Raw genomic sequence first — 15,034 nt, forward strand, 5'->3', positions numbered from 1 at the left:
CTCAGCTCCGAACCGTTTGCTGCTCGATATTGTGCTTGATCGCCGTCATCTGCTCCTTGGTCGTGCGGTTCAGATGTGCTTCCACCTGCTCCTCAGTCAGCCCGCTGGCCGGATCTACCTCGAACTCCTGAATCCAGGTCATGTACGTCCCTTCCTCTTGCTCCTCATAGAGCCATTCCAGATTCATATGCTTGAACGGCAGCAGCGGCGCAAGGCGTCTGGCCGTAATCCGAAAGTTCGGCCGGTCCAGCCAGCGTTCCGATTCCCATGTGCGCGATGGCCGGTGCTCCTCGGGATGTGTCGTCAGCTCAAACCGGATGTAGGCGTCCCCCTGCTCCAGCACCCGCGTCTCCTTGTATTCCGTGAATAAATCTGTCCAGTGTGCAATATCATTCGTCCGCTCAAATACGGTGATCCGGTCTGCGTGAATCCAGATACTGTTCTGAATCGTTGCCACTCCATCTGCCTCCCCATTCGTATTAATGACATCGTAACGCCTATGCCCGGAAGGGGACATAACCCGGCTGTTAAACTTGCGTTAATTTACAGTTATTGTTGATTTATGGGAGTATACGGAAGAATACAATCCATGTCGTTCCTGGGCACAAAAAAAAGACCTGACAGAACTCTGTCAGATCAATGGGTTCACCGAATATCCGATCCCCCGGCGAAACAGGATGATGTCGCTGCGTCCGGAGATGATCTCGATTTTGTGCCTTAGCTTGTATACGTACTGCCTCACAATCTCAGGGGAAGTATACCTGTCCCATAGCTGGTGCAGAATCTGCTCGGTGGGGATGTACTGGCCCTGGCATTCCAGCAGCAGCTCCAAGAGTTCGAACTCTTTACAGGTAAGCTCAATGACGAATTCTCCGACCTTCAGGGATTTGGAGTGCAGATGAAGGGCGATATCCTTGATTTGTCTGGTGTGGTGTGTATGAGGGGCCAGTCCTTCGTCGAACCAGCAGCGCAACCGGCTGAACAATTCCTCCTGGAAGCCGTTGCGCTCAAAGCTGCTGATGTACATATGATTGGAAGGAAAAGGGACAGGGGTACCCTGCGCGCTGATCTCCTCAACAATGAAGAATACTCTCAGCGTAAGCATCTGCTGCAGGTACTGCATCGTGTGAATGAAGCCCGGGTTGAAGTCAGGGGTGCTGATCACTACACCATCCAGCTGTAGGCCTTCCTTCACAATATCGACCAGCGCCTCAAGCTCCTTGAAATGCAATACCTTACAACCGTACTCCTGTGCAAAAAAAGAATGAACAATTTTAAACCTGCAATCCTCACAAGGCTCTGTGGAATCTGCACAACACACCAGCGCAACACGCATGAACTTCTCTCCAATCCCATTCTTCTCAAATACTACCGGCTTCACAAAGATTACATTTTCTATAATATAGTATTTTATGGGATGAAAAAGGAAAAATATCATAGTTTCTTATTCAAAAAATGAACAATTTAAAAGTTTGGCATTGTGTGCGTCCTCCAGTTCCAAATTTCCTCTACATTGGACGATTTAGTTGTACAGAATACAGAATCACATTTCACGATCAAATATGAGTTTTCTATTGCAGGAAATACAATCAGCTACTTTCAATTCCAACGTAGAAGTCGGCGACGGGTGCAGTATCTGCTTACTATCATCTCAATGTTCATTCGAGTTGTGCGGAAGATAATCCTACGAAGTGCATCCGTCTCGATTTTCTTTCCCAATGATAATTAGTTGCCTTCTTATGCTATAATCGTTCACCAAGAGGGCTGGTTATCCGCACTTAAAAGGAAAGGAAGATGCTAAATGGAACATTTCATTTTGAATAACGGAGTCCAGATGCCGAAGGTGGGTCTGGGTGTTTACAATATCAAAAACAATAATGAAGACGCTCTAGTATGGGCGCTCCAGAACGGGTACCGGCATCTGGATACGGCGGCAGCTTACCGCAACGAGGAGCTGATAGCCAGGGCTATTCAGAAATCGGGTGTACCTCGAAGCGAGCTCTTTATTACGACCAAAGTATGGAGCACGGACCTGGGGCGCAAGACCCGTAAAGCCTTTGAAGCCAGTCTTCAAAAGCTGCAAACGGATTATGTTGACCTCTACCTGATCCACTGGCCGGCCAAGCACTATCTGGAAAGCTGGAATATCCTGGAGTCTTTATACAAGGAGGGCAAAATCCGGGCGATCGGGGTGTCTAATTTTGAGCCGGAGCATCTGGACAAGGTCATGAAGCAGGGGACGATTGTCCCCGCAGTGAATCAAATTCAGACGAACCCGCTGCTCCAGCAAGGGTCGCTTCATGACTTTATGGGCAAGCACGGTATCCAGCATGTCGCGTGGAGCCCTTTTGGACACGGTAACTCGGAGATGCTAACCCATCCTGTGCTCACCGAAATGGCAGAGAGGTATGATAAAACAGCGGCGCAAGTCATCCTGAGATGGAATCTTGAGCGGGGTATCGCTGTGATTCCGAAGTCGGTTACCCCTGCCAGGCTGAAGCAAAATCTGGAGCTGTTTGATTTCTCCCTGTCGGACGAAGAGATGAAGAGAATCGCAGCCCTGGACCAGAATAAAAGAGGATTTACCGATCCGCAAAATAAATTTTACCTGTGGACCACCCGGTTTACCCCGTTGTCCTAAGTATTTTCGTATTATTTTCCGCACAACTGCAACCTTTCGCCGTAAAGAACCATCTGAGTATATAGAGGTGATGCACAATGAAACCAACTAATCTAACGAAGCACGCAAAAAAAATGAGCATCGCGTGCGGAATCCTGGCTGCCAGTTTATCATTCGGAGCGTCCGCATTTGCTTTCACGGACCTCAAGGGAAATGCAGCCGAGACGAAGATCAATTCGCTGCATAACGCCGGTGTAATTAACGGAATTACGAGTGATCTGTTTGCCCCCAATACCAAAGTGACGAATGCGCAAGCCGTACAGTTCCTTGTAAAAGGATTGGCGCTTGTACCGAAAGCAGGTACCGACAGCGGTGCTAAGGCCAGCCAGCTCTTTGACAATGTAAAAGATAATGCCTGGTACGCCTCCTCCTTCGCCCTTGCGAAGCAGAGCGGCCTGACACTGGCAAAGGATATCAACCCGAATGCACCGATGACCCGTGCAGAATTCGCCCATTTATTGACCCAAGCCTTGCAGAGCAAGGGCAATTTCCCGGTGACCAAAATGTTCTTCATGATCGAGGATGGCGATAAGCTTACTCCAGAGGTGAATTACAGCCTGCAGGTTCTCCTGAACACAAATGTACTCACGCTGGATAACGGGAAATTCCGCCCGTCCGATGCGATTACCCGCGCTGAAGCTGCTGTCATGATCCATGATGCCGCTGAATTCGCCGACCGGGTGATTACACCGAACAATCCGGGCAATGAGCCTTCTGAGCCGGAGCCAGTTCCGGTTAATAACTATATCTCGGATGTAGTCCTGGACAAAGTCGCTGAAGGCGTTAATAAAGCCACCATCACCGTAGATAACCTGCCGAACCCCGGTTACGGTCTGGCGGTAGAGCGCATAGAGTTCACCAGCGCCACCAAAGCAGTCATTTTCTTCAAGGTCACCTTACCTGACCCGGATAAAATGTATCCGCAAGTGATCACCAAAGGCTCGATATCCACGTACCTGCCCGCAGGCTACACTGCAACGGCTGAACCCGTAATGGGTTCGCGCTGGCTTGAGCCTTCGGCTCCAGCGAAGTAAGCTTCTCTATCTATTCTCTATCTGTAGGTAGATAAATTTCTCAAGAACTTTAAACGTTACAAAAGCAGCGATTCTCCGTTAAAGGAATCGCTGCTTTCTGTTTTTGGAAGAGAATTTATCTGATATTCTCTTAGGGGGTGGGTGTTTCGTATCCCGCTTAAACAGCGGAGAGAACGGAACGATTGTGTAAAAGCGGCAGCGGTCGCCTTGGTCTCCGGATTTTCACCGATATAACAACGGTCCGTTCGCGGAGCGTCCACCCAAGTGCCCACGTTGATCTAGCAGCCATTTCATGGCTTTAGGGATACCCCCTTCTTCTTGTTTTACGCCTACTTACTCTGCCGCAGCCGGTTCCGGTAATCCATCGGGCGGCAGCCGTAGGTTTTCTTGAACATCTCCGTGAACCGGTTCACATTGCTGAAGCCGGTCATACCGGAGATCTCCATAATCTTCTTATCCGTGGTCTCCAGCAGGCTGACCGCCTCCGAGATCCGGTATTCGTTCAGGAAGTCCATCGGGGACAGATCGAACTGCTTCTTCATGAAGCGGCAAAAGTAAGACGGGCTCATGTTGACCTGCTGCGCCATATCGGAGAGCGTGATCCGCTTGCTGTAGTTCTGCTGAACGTAGGCCAGCGTTTTTTTGGCCAGCATCGAGCTGTTGCCGCCCCGGGACTGCCCGGGCAGTCCTGCCCGCGGATGCTCAGCCGCACACTTTTCCAGCCGGTACAGCACTTCGAACAGCCTGGCCTTAATCAACATCTCATAGCCGTGCGCCTCCTGCTGATAGAGATCCCGCACCTCCTCCAGCAGTGGAATCAGCCGCAGCTTCTCCTCCAGCTCCCGCCCGATCAGCAGCGGATAACGCCGGTTGTCGAGGAAGAGCGGGAAGACATACTGCTGCTGAATCTGGTCATTCTCCAGACTGGAGAGGAAATTGAAATGCACCAGCACCGCGCAGAAAATAATCTCCTCCTGGTCCACCCGGATCGCCGAATGCAGCATATTGGGCTGAATGAAGACCGCCTCTCCGCTCTGCACGACCAGCTTCTCCTGTCCCACATGGAATTTGGCCGTGCCCTTAATCATGAACAGCAGCTCCAGCTCTTCATGCCAATGGGAATACAGCACCAGATTATTGAGCGAGGATAGCTTGGTTACATGCACACTCATGCGGAATTGTCTGCTGCCATGCATAAGCTTTTCCTTCATATCCTGAGATACGGGTTCGCCGATGGAATCGAGCAGTTCAAGACTTTTTTTCACTGAGATTCCCTCCCTCCCGGCCCACCGGATACTGCCCGCAGCGTCAGCTATAGGCTCAGCCCTTCACTGCACCGATCATTACGCCCTTCTCGAAATACTTCTGGATAAAAGGATAGATAATCAGCACCGGCACCGTCGATACGATAATGACCGCATATTTGATCTGATCCGCGAACTGCTGGGCATAGCTGCCCGCACCGGCCCCGGCACCTGATCCGGCTCCGCCCGCGAATGCCTGATTGGATAACAAAATATTGCGCAGGACGATCTGCAGCGGCTGTAAGCTATCCGTATTGATATAGAGCAAGGCGTTGAAGAAGTCGTTCCAGTGACCCACCACATAATAGAGCGTGATTACGGAAATCACCGCCTTGGACAGCGGAACCACCACCGAGATGAAGTAACGGAAGTGTGAGCAACCATCCAGGGTAGCCGCTTCATGCAGCTCCTCCGGTATAGCGGTCTCGAAGAAGGTTCTTGTAATAATCAGATTGTATACACTAATGGCGCCGTTCACAATCATTACCCAAGGCGTATTCAGCAGATTCAGGTCACGGATAAGCAGATAGGTAGGAATCATGCCCCCGCCAAAATACATCGTGATCACAAACAGCGGCATAATGAACCTGCGTGCCCGGAATTTCCGCTGGGACAAGGCATACGCCGCAGGGAGCGTGACCAGCAGATTGAGCAGCGTGCCCAGCACCGTGTAGATAATCGTATTTTTATACCCCTGCCAGATCCGGGTGTCCTTGAATATCTGCTCATAGCCGTACAGGTTAATGTCCTTAGGCCATAGAATAACCTGTCCCTGGTTCACCATGGTGGAGTTGCTGACGGAAGCTATGATGATGAAATACAGCGGGTACGCAACCATGATAAACGCTGCGATGCTTATGACCGCAACCACCAGCGTGTACAGCCTGTCTGCGATGCCGCCCGAATGCTTGATCTTTTGCGACTGAGCGGCTTGACTGTTTGACATCCCATCTCCTCCTTACATCAGGCTGATTTTTGAAGTTTTTTTGGCCAGTGCATTCGCCAGCATCAGGAACGTGAAGTTGATCAGGGTATTGAATAGACCGACCGCAGAACCGAAGCTGAACTGGTTGGATTTCACGCCCACATTGAAGACATACGTGGAGATGACCTCCGAGACGGGCTTGTTAAGACTATTTTGCATCAGAAAAGTCTTCTCGAAGCCTACACTGAGTATGCTGCCCATATTCATAATCAATAAAATAATAATGGTCGGCAGGATCGCCGGAATCTCGACATGCCAGACGGTCTGCCAGCGGTTGGCCCCGTCAATCCGGGCAGCATCATACTGCTGCGCATCCACCGAGGACAGGGCGGCGATGAAGATAATGCTGTTCCAGCCGCAGGCCTGCCAGATGGCAGAGATGACATATACCGGAACGAAGGCGCCGGGGTCACCTATGAGATTCGTATCCGCAGGGATCAGGTGCAGGGCCTTCAGGAAGCCGTCGATCAGTCCAGTGGCAGGAGACAGCATAATCTGCAGCAACGCAACCAGAACAACGGTGGAAATGAAGTAAGGCATATACACCGTAGTCTGCAGGATACGCTTACGTCTGTTGCTGCGGATCGAGTTAACCACCAGTGCCAGAAGGATTGGCATCGGGAAGCCCAGCAGTATGGAGAAAAACGCAATGATAAACGTATTTCGCAGCGTAGGCCAGAACATCGGGCTGTTGAAATACTGCTCGAAATATTTGAACCCGGCCCATTCCCCGCCCGTCAGTCCTTTGCTGAAATCAAATTCACGAAAAGCAAGCTGGATACCATACATCGGACCATAACAGAAAATGGCGATGTAAATGACCGCAGGAAGCACCATCAGCCATAGCTGGTAATGCCCGGCCTGCCTACGAAGCCACCCGTTCCCGCGCAGCGTCTGATGCGGCACCGTGGTCTGTGCTGGTTTCATTTGGGAGCGCCCCTTCCATTCAAGTCCACTATTTCAAGGTGGAGAGGTATTCGTCATAAGCCTTTTGGCGGATTTGCAGGTTCTGTTCCAGGCCGGAGCTATTGACTGAGGCGACATAGGCAGCCCACTCCTTCTCAATATCAACCTTGGTGGTCAGCCAGTTGGCCCACTTTTGATCCGTGATATTATTGACGTTCGCCTGATTCATTGCCAGGGTGTTGGTGTCCTCCGTGCTGTATTTCATGAAGTTCTGCGGGTAGACATTACTTTTCTCGTCCGCCTTATTCAGCAGCTCATCATAGACGGCCTTCTCCTTCAGCACATTCTGCATATCCGAGCCAAGTGTCACCTTGTCCTTCAGCGCATCGGCAATGTACATTGGACCGTTATCCGCGAACGAATTCGTCCATTTCCACGAGCCCGGGTCCAGGGATGCATCTGCCGGAGGAAGAATCGCATACGTGCCGTCCCCGTTATCCTTGATTCCCTTATCCGTGTCATTCATCCCGCCGAACAGGACCTGCAAGCTAACCACCGGCTCATAAAAACCATCAATGAACCGCATCGCAGCTTCCTTGTTCTTGGATCGGGCACTGACCGACACCGCATTGGATCCGTAATTCTGGTAATAGTAGTCATTGCTCCAGTACAGCTCATTCGTAGAATCCGCATGCTGCTTCAGCTGCGGCAGGGTAACATATTGATCCTTCAGCTCGTTGCCGAAGCGGTCTCCTGTCTCCCAGCCCCAGGTGAATCCGACCTTGGCTGTAGTTCCATTCCCGCGGGCAACGGACTGGTATTTGGAGTAATCCTGCGTGACCACTTCCTTGCTGATCAGGTTCTGGCTGTACAGCTTCTGCAGGAATTGCATGAGTGTCTTGAACCGCTCATCTACATAGAAATTCTTAACCTGCGCCCCTTCGGTGAAGTAGCCGTCGCTCGCCCCGTTGGACAGAGGAAGCCCAAGGCTGCCCAGCAGCAGCTTCGGTGTGAAATCCCAGCCGATCGGGTTGAAGTCCATCGGAATCTCATCCGTCTTGTCCCCGTTCTGATTCGGGTCTCCCTCACGGAAGGCAAGCAGCACAGTCTCTAGCTCATCCCAGGTCGTAGGCACCTGAAGGCCGAGATTGTCGAGCCAGGTTTTGTTAATGAACATCGAGGCGGTGGAGCCGGGCCAGATCCCCTTATAACGCGGAGTGCCGTAGAGCTTCCCGTCAATTTGAGTAGCAAGCGTTTTCAATTCCGGGTGCTCGCTGAACATCTTTTGAATATTAGGAGCGTCCTTCTCAATCAGCGGGCCCAGATCCTCGAACAACCCGTTGAATTGTACAAAATCGGAGTTAGAGGTCGCATTGAACAGCAAATCCGGAATTTCACCGCTGGCAAACAGAGCACTCTTCTTCTGATCCCAGTCCGCAGAGATTTGCTGCCATTCAATTTCGACATTCGCCTTCTCCTCTATTTCAGCGAGCCATTTCATTTGCGTGACATCTTTGGTTAGTGAATGCTTCACGATAATCGCCTTCAGCTTCGTCTTTCCCTCCGGCGTGTTGCTGCTGTCGTTCCCCACATCCGAGCTGTTCCCCTTACTGCTGCAGCCTGTGAGTGATAGTCCTGTCAGACAGCCTGCCAGCACCAAGGCAAGAATACTCTTTTTTCTCATTTGACTTACCCCCTTAGTAGGAATTTATAAATGATCAGTAATACAAGCCATTCCTTCTTCGCATTATCCAAGAAAGCGTTATCATCATTATAATTTTTCTTCCGCACCCTGTCTCACCGTATATTACCTTTTAATCATCGTATATTGACCTTTTTGGCCGGTAGAGCGCCTGAAATCAGGCGAAGATTCGACTTCCGGTAGGTGAAAATTGACACATGATGAATTTTTTTCGAGTGTGGGGAATCAGTGCTGCGGGGTTAGAGAATAATAATTCCATCTATGGAGTGACGGGCTGCAACCTTTTGCTCCTAAATCCCATCTAAGAGGATACGAGGTGATGTACAATGAAGAATACACTAACCCGGATGCGCACGGCCAAAATCTCGCTGGCCTGTAGCATTCTGGCGGCAACCTTAGCTATCGGGGCACCGGCTTCCGCTTTCTCAGATCTGAAGGGCCATGCGGCCGAAGCCAAAATCAATGCCCTTCATCAGGAGGGCATACTTAACGGAGTGACCAGCGACAAGTTCGCGCCGAAGTCCAGCCTTACGTATGCGCAAGGCGTGCAGTTCATGGTAAGCGGCCTGAAGCTTGCTCCGCAGCAACCCTCTGGCAAGAAGGCCAGCGATTATTTTGACAACGTAAAAAATGCCTCCTGGTATGCCTCCGCATTCCTGAAGGCCAAAGAAAGCGGCTTAATGCTGGAGCGGTCTATTGACCCTAATGCTGTGATGACACGGGTCCAGTTCGCACAATTGCTGCTTCAGGCGCTACAGAACAAAGGGGACTTCGCGTATACGGAGATGTATGCCAACATTACGGATGGCGGCAAGCTGTCTGCCGCTGAGATGAACAGCCTGCAGATTCTGATCAACACTGGACTGGTCACATTGGAGAAGAACAACGCCTTTCGCCCGGACGAAGCGGTTACCCGTGCAGAGGCTGCCGTCCTGGTCTACGATGCTGCCAAATTCATGAAGGAAGTGATTATGATGGATGAGAACATTTCAGCCCCGCCAAGCACCTATGATGCCGCTGTAACACTGGACAAAGCCGCCGCTGGTGTCAACAAAGCTACAGTGACCGTATCCAATCTGCCGAATCCGGGATATGGCCTGGTCATTGAGCGGATTGAGTTCGGCGCTGGCAAAACCGCAGTGATCTTCTTCAAGGTCACGTCACCGAAGCCCGGGTCCATGAACCCGCAGGTCATCTCGGCAGGCACCGCAGTCACCTATCTGCCCGAAGGCTATACCGCAGTAGCCCAAGCCGCCCCAGGCTCGGAGACTTCGCCCAACCCTCAGGTTAGATAAGTTATCATGTGATACTCATAGATATTTATTCAAAAACAGCGCACCGTCCGGACATCCGGCGGTGCGCTGTTTGCAGTTGGTTCTATTCACATACTGCGGGAATCAGGGAGTCCATTGATCGTGGATAATGCCAACCAGCGCATGATCCTGGCCTATTTTCTCAAAAACCAGACGCAGGCTGCTCCAGTCCATCCCCTCTGCCGAAGGATCAACACCGGCAATGTGATATTCTACGAAATCATGGCTGTCTGCAGGGTATACCTCTCTCAGATTGTTCAGTGTCGTCCCTTGGCCCAGACCCTGGTTCAGTGCAATCTTAGCCTTACCGGCGAAATCAGCATCGTACACAAACTCTTTATAATAGTCGGCAAAGGTTAGCTCAATCAGTTCTCCAGTACCCGCGAACTCCCGCCATTCCCGCTTGCGGGTATCCTGCATCGCCTGTTCCAGCTCCTGCCTGCTCAGCACAACGTCCCGCTCTGTATCAACATAAGCGTAGGGGGAGAATCGTACTCCGCGCTCCGGGTGCACCCAGGCGGCCAGCGTCTCCATCTTGCCGCTCTTCAGTGCCCGCATCACCGTTGCCGCCGCTTCCAATGCTGTAGGCGGAGTGCCTTCCTCCGGCGGTCCGGGATCTTCTGCTACCGGCGGTGCTTCCGTCGCCACAGGACTTGGAGCAGCCGTTGATGAAGGTGCCGGGGAGGACGCAGTCTCCGCAGGTGCCAGCGTAGGGGCCTGAGTCTGCTCTGGAGCAGACGTAGCTTCCGGCGCCGTATTCTCTGCAGAACCGCAAGCTGCCAGAACCAGCGTTAGAGCCAGCAGTGCAGTGAAGCCAATAGTTCTGGATGTATTCATGAACCTGCAACTCCTCCTTATAATGCTATTCTTATTCTATTTAGACGCTTGCCGGGCGGAGTTAGTTGCAGGTTGTTTGCTCCCTTACCCCAGCTCAGTATAATATCTGATCTCCTGCCGTCCCGTCTGGAACCCGGCTGACCGGTACAGGGACAGTGCGGAATCATTCGTGGTCAATGCGACCAGCTGCGCCTGCTCCAGACCCTTCTCCTGAAGATACGTTAACGCACGATTCAGCAGCGCCTTGGCAATGCCTCTTCTCCTCCAGGGCTTACAGACAAATACATCCTCGATGATGCCCGTCTCCTCTTCCTGCCAGACCATCAGACTGCCCGCCACCCGGCCTGCATCCCGCACAACCATCGATGTCCAGTGCGGATGCTCCTGATATTCCAGCAGACGCTCCATTCCGAGCGGGGTCTCCGGCCAAATCTCTGCCTCCAGCTCCAGATAAGCCGCCCTCTGCTCCGGCGAATCTATAGGCGCATAGCTTAATTCAAGGCCTTCCTCCAGCTCCACCGCATGGACGGGTTCACGAAGATCGCGCTGGAGTGTATACAAGCAGCCATCCGGCAGGTAACCCAGATGCTCTGCGAAATAAGCATGGCAACTCTCCTCCGCCGCATAATTGCCTGTGCACAGAAGGGTCTCATATTCCGGCGGCAGCGTACTCTTCAGCACCTGGGCCCGTTCCAGCAGAAGAGCGTAGACACTGTCACGCAGCTCCAGATCCTTTTCCCGTCCGGGCAATGTCTTGAGATTCACGAAAATCTTGTGTTTACTCTCCGCCGCGCGTCCCGGTGGCACCACATTAAAGAGCTGCAGCTGGCCCTTGGCCACCATCTGCTCCCCTTCAAAAGCGCAGAAGACATTCTCCCAATTGCCCGCATCCCCCACCCACCAGAACAGCACATCCTCCTGGGCCGACACCTGTGCATACATCACGCCAAGCGCCGCCATATCCCTCTCTTCAAACTGCCGGATCACTCTATTGCTCAATTACTATCCACCACCTTCTGTTTCTGTCTATCATAACACCGCCTGGCAGGGGGCTTCCGTTCTTGAATAACTATAGTTGTTTTATACTGCTGAGCTGGTGGCGCTTGCGTCCTCGTTACAAAAATACAGCTGCGGATTTCACAAGGGTAACTACTCCGAATACAAACAGTACTCCCCCGGACATTTTGTTAAATAGAGAGAGCTTAAAGGGTCCCTCCAGTACCTTATTCCGAAGCAGTGCAGCTGCTCCTGAGAGGAGTACCCACCATAGTGCTGAGCCCAGGAACACGCCTGTAACCAGAAACACCATATCTGTGAGCTTATGCGACAGTAGAACACCAGTAGCTCCGAATACGCCCAGAAAAAATATAATCGTCATCGGGTTAGACAGCGTGAGCAGAAACGTCATAGCATAAGAACCCAGCACACCTGGGCTGGCAGTAGAATGAGCTGCTTCCATGGCCGGAACCCGTAGTAACGATCTTATCCCTAAGCAGCAAATAAACAATCCGCCAACCACCTGCAGTATAATGTTGTAATTCACTAGAGCAGCAGTCAAAGCTGTCAATCCTAATCCTGCCAGTATGCCGAACACAGCATCTGCGGTTGCCGCACCCAGCCCGCTGTACAGCCCTGTTCTGAATCCTCTGGTAATTGTCGTTCTGATGCACAAAATACTGATAGGCCCTACGGGAGCCGCGATGGACAGGCCCAGCAATATACCTTTCGATATCCATTCCCATGACATAGATAACCGCTCCTTCGCTTCTATTCCTCTTTCAGGGCAGATAGACTGAAAATGGTGTTCGATCGGACAATGCTGTAACGGGCTTTAAGCGTTTGTGTAATGAAGGTCTCAACACCGGATAGATCTGCTAATGCCACTTTCAGAAGATAATCATATTCACCGGAAATATGATGGCACTCCAGTACTTCCTGGGATTGGATGATACTCTCACGGAAGCCTTGAGTATCCACCGAGCTGCTGAGCTGGAGGAAAATATAGACTACACAGTTCTTGCCCATAGCCTTACGGTCCAGCTTGACGGTGAACTGCGCTATGACCCCGTTTCGTTCCAGCTTCCGGATTCGCTCCGCAATGGATGGAACCGACAGATGAATCATTTTCGAGATATCGGAGCTGGTCATCCGGCTATTCCTCTTCAGTAACCCCAGGATTTGCAGGTCAATATCATCCATTTGCATCCCCTCCATTTTAAGTAAATTATACAATATGTATTAAATAAGAAAATACTTCCTGGTAAATACGTAATTTTTTTAAGCTCATTTGATTTTGTATTAAAAAGTTTAATAATTACCAGATTTCAACGCGGGCAAACTTAAATAGTTAAAGTCCCTTCAATCATCTCTAATCAAAACGCCAAAATAGGCCAACCGAATAACTGGCTGACCCATTCTTTTATTCTCTCAACTTTTACTGATTAGAGTTGGAATTGAGAATTCTAAAGCCCTTTGACCAAGCCGCCATCCACCAATACGGTCTGGCCTGTACTGTAGGAATTGGCTTCGGAGCAGAGGAAGACGATCATTCGCGCCCTTTTAGTGAAATATCGTTAGACAGCTTAAAGTTTGCGGATCTGTGTCACCAAGGCAATAATTACCTCAAGCAGTTTGGCAGCTGCGGCCACAGCGAACACTGCACGGGGATCCGTCCATTCTGACAAGGCCGCTCCGGTCATTGCTCCCAGAGGCATTGCCAGCCGGGTAAGCACTCTAGAGAAGCCCAGAACACGTCCAATCATATCCTGTGGAATCGTCTCTTGCCGGACTGAGGTTACAATGGTATTCCAAGCCACATTACAAGTAGTAACCCCTAGAAAGGCAATGCCGGGAGCCAGCCAAAAGTCGCTGATTGCAGCAAAACTGAATCCCAGAGTCCCCACTCCGAGTAATACAGGAATTAACAATCCCCGGCGGAAACGTCTCTCCAGCGGAACAGCAAGCAGACTGCCGATCATTCCGCCAAAGCCTAACAAGGTATAATTAATGCTGCTCTGCTGGGTATTCAAATGCAAGGTGTTTAACAAATAGAACATTAAGACACCAAAAGCAGCACTATACCCGAAGTTACCGATCATAGCCTGAAACGAAAAAGACAAATTGATCTTCGAGCGTACCAGCCACTTGAACCCTTCTCCGATATCGCTAAAAATCCTCCCTATACTCGCCGCTGAGCGAGAGTGCCCCAAGTCTGCCATTAACATAAGAACAATAAGCGTACCTCCAAAGGACAACGCATCTAGCCAAAGCGTATTGAAGCCGCCTATCCCAGCAATAATCACTCCGGCAAGTAAAGGTCCAGCCATCTCAGCAATTTGGTTGGTCAATTGGTACGAAGCATTGGCTCTTGTCAATTGTGCAGGCACAAGCTGCGGGATGATCGCGACTATCGACACATCGAACATCAAAGACAGTATAGTAAGCACGAAAGAGATTGCATACAGGTGCCAAAGCTGAAGCAGGCCGGCAAAATGCAGCAAGGGAATCAATACGACCAGTAGCGCCCTTAAAATATCCGTTACAATCATCAGTCTTTTTCGGTCCCATCGGTCAACCAGACTCCCTACAACCGGACCAAACAGAACGATGGGCAAGACACTTACCGCATACATAGAGCCCATTACAATACTCGATTTCGTTAATTCGTAGGAGATCCATGGAATCGCAAAGGTGAACAAAGAATCCCCCAACCTGGAAATAAACATCCCTGCCAGAAACCGGATATACGCCAGGGGCAGCTCCAGCAGCTTGCGCACCGGCACTGCCTGCTCGTCCTGATCCGTTCGCAAGGGTGAAGCCGTCTGTGGATCACTCATAAATTAACCTCTTTCGTTTTGAATGCCTCCTTGTGCCATAGTTTTATCAAAGCATATGTCATGCTTAAAACAAATGATATTCTCCACATGAATCTCCAACTCAAATTCATAAGCCCAGCCTACAAGTGGAAACGGCTTTGCCGTCCTTTTAAAGGACGGTACCGTTTCAGCGAGAAATAGAAGGATAAGTTATCGTGTGAAACATATGAATTCTATATTTCAAAAAAACTGTGCAATCCTGTTGAAGGAAAGCACAGCTTATTTGCATTCTCTGGTCCTTTGCGGACCAGGATGCCGTTATTCTCTTTGAAATGCCTCTTTTGTCAGCTTAAACGGACTCAGTGGACCTCTGTCAAGAAAGTAGATACTCACGCAACGGATGCCGTCGTAAACTGCTTAGCGAATCGGGCGGGGGAAAGATACCCCAGCGTGCCATG

General features: G+C 50.7%; 15 protein-coding genes. 3 read left to right on the plus strand and 12 right to left on the minus strand.

Annotated elements, in window-relative coordinates; genetic code table 11:
- Position 1: 1 nt before the first annotated feature.
- Together ACFSX3_RS16410 and ACFSX3_RS16415 are read right to left on the minus strand one after the other, a co-directional pair.
- Positions 2 to 457 carry an SRPBCC family protein gene (locus ACFSX3_RS16410; RefSeq protein ID WP_209991705.1) on the minus strand — a complete coding sequence of 152 codons (456 nt, stop codon included), beginning with the start codon at positions 455 to 457 and terminating at the stop codon, positions 2 to 4.
- A gap of 174 nt (positions 458 to 631) precedes the next feature.
- A complete protein-coding gene (locus tag ACFSX3_RS16415; protein ID WP_209991706.1) occupies positions 632 to 1,231 on the minus strand; it encodes a winged helix-turn-helix domain-containing protein in 600 nt (199 codons plus the stop codon).
- A 570-nt stretch (positions 1,232 to 1,801) separates the two neighbouring features.
- Here ACFSX3_RS16415 and ACFSX3_RS16420 point away from each other — a divergent pair.
- A complete protein-coding gene (locus ACFSX3_RS16420) occupies positions 1,802 to 2,641 on the plus strand; it encodes an aldo/keto reductase (protein ID WP_209991707.1) in 840 nt (279 codons plus the stop codon).
- 77 nt (positions 2,642 to 2,718) lie between these two features.
- Positions 2,719 to 3,714: an S-layer homology domain-containing protein gene (locus tag ACFSX3_RS16425; RefSeq protein WP_209991708.1), complete on the plus strand. Its 996-nt coding sequence runs from the start codon at positions 2,719 to 2,721 to the stop codon at positions 3,712 to 3,714.
- A gap of 329 nt (positions 3,715 to 4,043) precedes the next feature.
- Here the strand turns inward: ACFSX3_RS16425 and ACFSX3_RS16430 are convergent, their stop codons facing one another.
- The 4 genes from ACFSX3_RS16430 to ACFSX3_RS16445 are packed head-to-tail and all read right to left on the minus strand — an operon-like array spanning position 4,044 to position 8,593.
- Entirely contained in the window at positions 4,044 to 4,979 is a 936-nt protein-coding gene (locus ACFSX3_RS16430; RefSeq protein WP_209991709.1) for a helix-turn-helix domain-containing protein, read from the minus strand.
- Between the two features lie 55 nt (positions 4,980 to 5,034).
- A complete protein-coding gene (locus ACFSX3_RS16435) occupies positions 5,035 to 5,964 on the minus strand; it encodes a carbohydrate ABC transporter permease (protein ID WP_209991710.1) in 930 nt (309 codons plus the stop codon).
- 12 nt (positions 5,965 to 5,976) lie between these two features.
- On the minus strand, positions 5,977 to 6,930 hold the full coding sequence (locus tag ACFSX3_RS16440; protein ID WP_209991711.1) for an ABC transporter permease: 954 nt from the start codon (positions 6,928 to 6,930) through the stop codon (positions 5,977 to 5,979).
- A gap of 28 nt (positions 6,931 to 6,958) precedes the next feature.
- Positions 6,959 to 8,593 (minus strand): extracellular solute-binding protein, encoded by a 1,635-nt coding sequence (locus tag ACFSX3_RS16445; RefSeq protein WP_209991712.1) that lies wholly within the window; start codon positions 8,591 to 8,593, stop codon positions 6,959 to 6,961.
- A 344-nt stretch (positions 8,594 to 8,937) separates the two neighbouring features.
- Here ACFSX3_RS16445 and ACFSX3_RS16450 point away from each other — a divergent pair, with 344 nt between their 5' ends.
- Positions 8,938 to 9,906, plus strand: coding sequence for an S-layer homology domain-containing protein (locus tag ACFSX3_RS16450; protein ID WP_209991713.1), 969 nt, complete (start codon positions 8,938 to 8,940; stop codon positions 9,904 to 9,906).
- A gap of 102 nt (positions 9,907 to 10,008) precedes the next feature.
- On the opposite strand, the gene ACFSX3_RS16455 is transcribed toward ACFSX3_RS16450, so the two are convergent.
- The 6 genes from ACFSX3_RS16455 to ACFSX3_RS16480 form a co-directional block, all read right to left on the minus strand.
- Positions 10,009 to 10,761 carry a hypothetical protein gene (locus tag ACFSX3_RS16455; RefSeq protein ID WP_209991714.1) on the minus strand — a complete coding sequence of 251 codons (753 nt, stop codon included), beginning with the start codon at positions 10,759 to 10,761 and terminating at the stop codon, positions 10,009 to 10,011.
- Positions 10,762 to 10,845: 84 nt separating this feature from the next.
- Positions 10,846 to 11,760, minus strand: a complete 915-nt coding sequence (locus ACFSX3_RS16460; protein ID WP_339222725.1) for a GNAT family N-acetyltransferase — start codon at positions 11,758 to 11,760, stop codon at positions 10,846 to 10,848.
- 115 nt (positions 11,761 to 11,875) lie between these two features.
- The gene (locus ACFSX3_RS16465) at positions 11,876 to 12,508 is read right to left on the minus strand and encodes a LysE family translocator (RefSeq protein WP_209991715.1); all 633 of its coding nucleotides are present in this window, start codon (positions 12,506 to 12,508) and stop codon (positions 11,876 to 11,878) included.
- A 20-nt stretch (positions 12,509 to 12,528) separates the two neighbouring features.
- A complete protein-coding gene (locus ACFSX3_RS16470) occupies positions 12,529 to 12,960 on the minus strand; it encodes an Lrp/AsnC family transcriptional regulator (RefSeq protein WP_209991716.1) in 432 nt (143 codons plus the stop codon).
- A 263-nt stretch (positions 12,961 to 13,223) separates the two neighbouring features.
- A complete protein-coding gene (locus ACFSX3_RS16475; protein WP_209991736.1) occupies positions 13,224 to 13,310 on the minus strand; it encodes a hypothetical protein in 87 nt (28 codons plus the stop codon).
- 33 nt (positions 13,311 to 13,343) lie between these two features.
- Positions 13,344 to 14,597, minus strand: a complete 1,254-nt coding sequence (locus tag ACFSX3_RS16480; RefSeq protein ID WP_209991717.1) for an MFS transporter — start codon at positions 14,595 to 14,597, stop codon at positions 13,344 to 13,346.
- Between the last annotated feature and the right edge of the window lie 437 nt (positions 14,598 to 15,034).

The sequence above is a fragment of the Paenibacillus rhizoplanae genome (assembly GCF_042684125.1).
Classification (GTDB): domain Bacteria; phylum Bacillota; class Bacilli; order Paenibacillales; family Paenibacillaceae; genus Paenibacillus_AQ; species Paenibacillus_AQ rhizoplanae.

Bases quoted from the DNA above. Each gene is read 5' to 3' on its own strand.
- ACFSX3_RS16420 (WP_209991707.1), top strand. From the start codon at position 1,802: ATGGAACATTTCATTTTGAATAACGGAGTCCAGATGCCGAAGGTGGGT.
- ACFSX3_RS16435 (WP_209991710.1), bottom strand. From the start codon at position 5,964: ATGTCAAACAGTCAAGCCGCTCAGTCGCAAAAGATCAAGCATTCGGGC.
- ACFSX3_RS16465 (WP_209991715.1), bottom strand. From the start codon at position 12,508: ATGTCATGGGAATGGATATCGAAAGGTATATTGCTGGGCCTGTCCATC.
- ACFSX3_RS16480 (WP_209991717.1), bottom strand. From the start codon at position 14,597: ATGAGTGATCCACAGACGGCTTCACCCTTGCGAACGGATCAGGACGAG.
- ACFSX3_RS16440 (WP_209991711.1), bottom strand. From the start codon at position 6,930: ATGAAACCAGCACAGACCACGGTGCCGCATCAGACGCTGCGCGGGAAC.
- ACFSX3_RS16425 (WP_209991708.1), top strand. From the start codon at position 2,719: ATGAAACCAACTAATCTAACGAAGCACGCAAAAAAAATGAGCATCGCG.
- ACFSX3_RS16450 (WP_209991713.1), top strand. From the start codon at position 8,938: ATGAAGAATACACTAACCCGGATGCGCACGGCCAAAATCTCGCTGGCC.
- ACFSX3_RS16475 (WP_209991736.1), bottom strand. From the start codon at position 13,310: ATGATCGTCTTCCTCTGCTCCGAAGCCAATTCCTACAGTACAGGCCAG.
- ACFSX3_RS16470 (WP_209991716.1), bottom strand. From the start codon at position 12,960: ATGGATGATATTGACCTGCAAATCCTGGGGTTACTGAAGAGGAATAGC.
- ACFSX3_RS16445 (WP_209991712.1), bottom strand. From the start codon at position 8,593: ATGAGAAAAAAGAGTATTCTTGCCTTGGTGCTGGCAGGCTGTCTGACA.
- ACFSX3_RS16455 (WP_209991714.1), bottom strand. From the start codon at position 10,761: ATGAATACATCCAGAACTATTGGCTTCACTGCACTGCTGGCTCTAACG.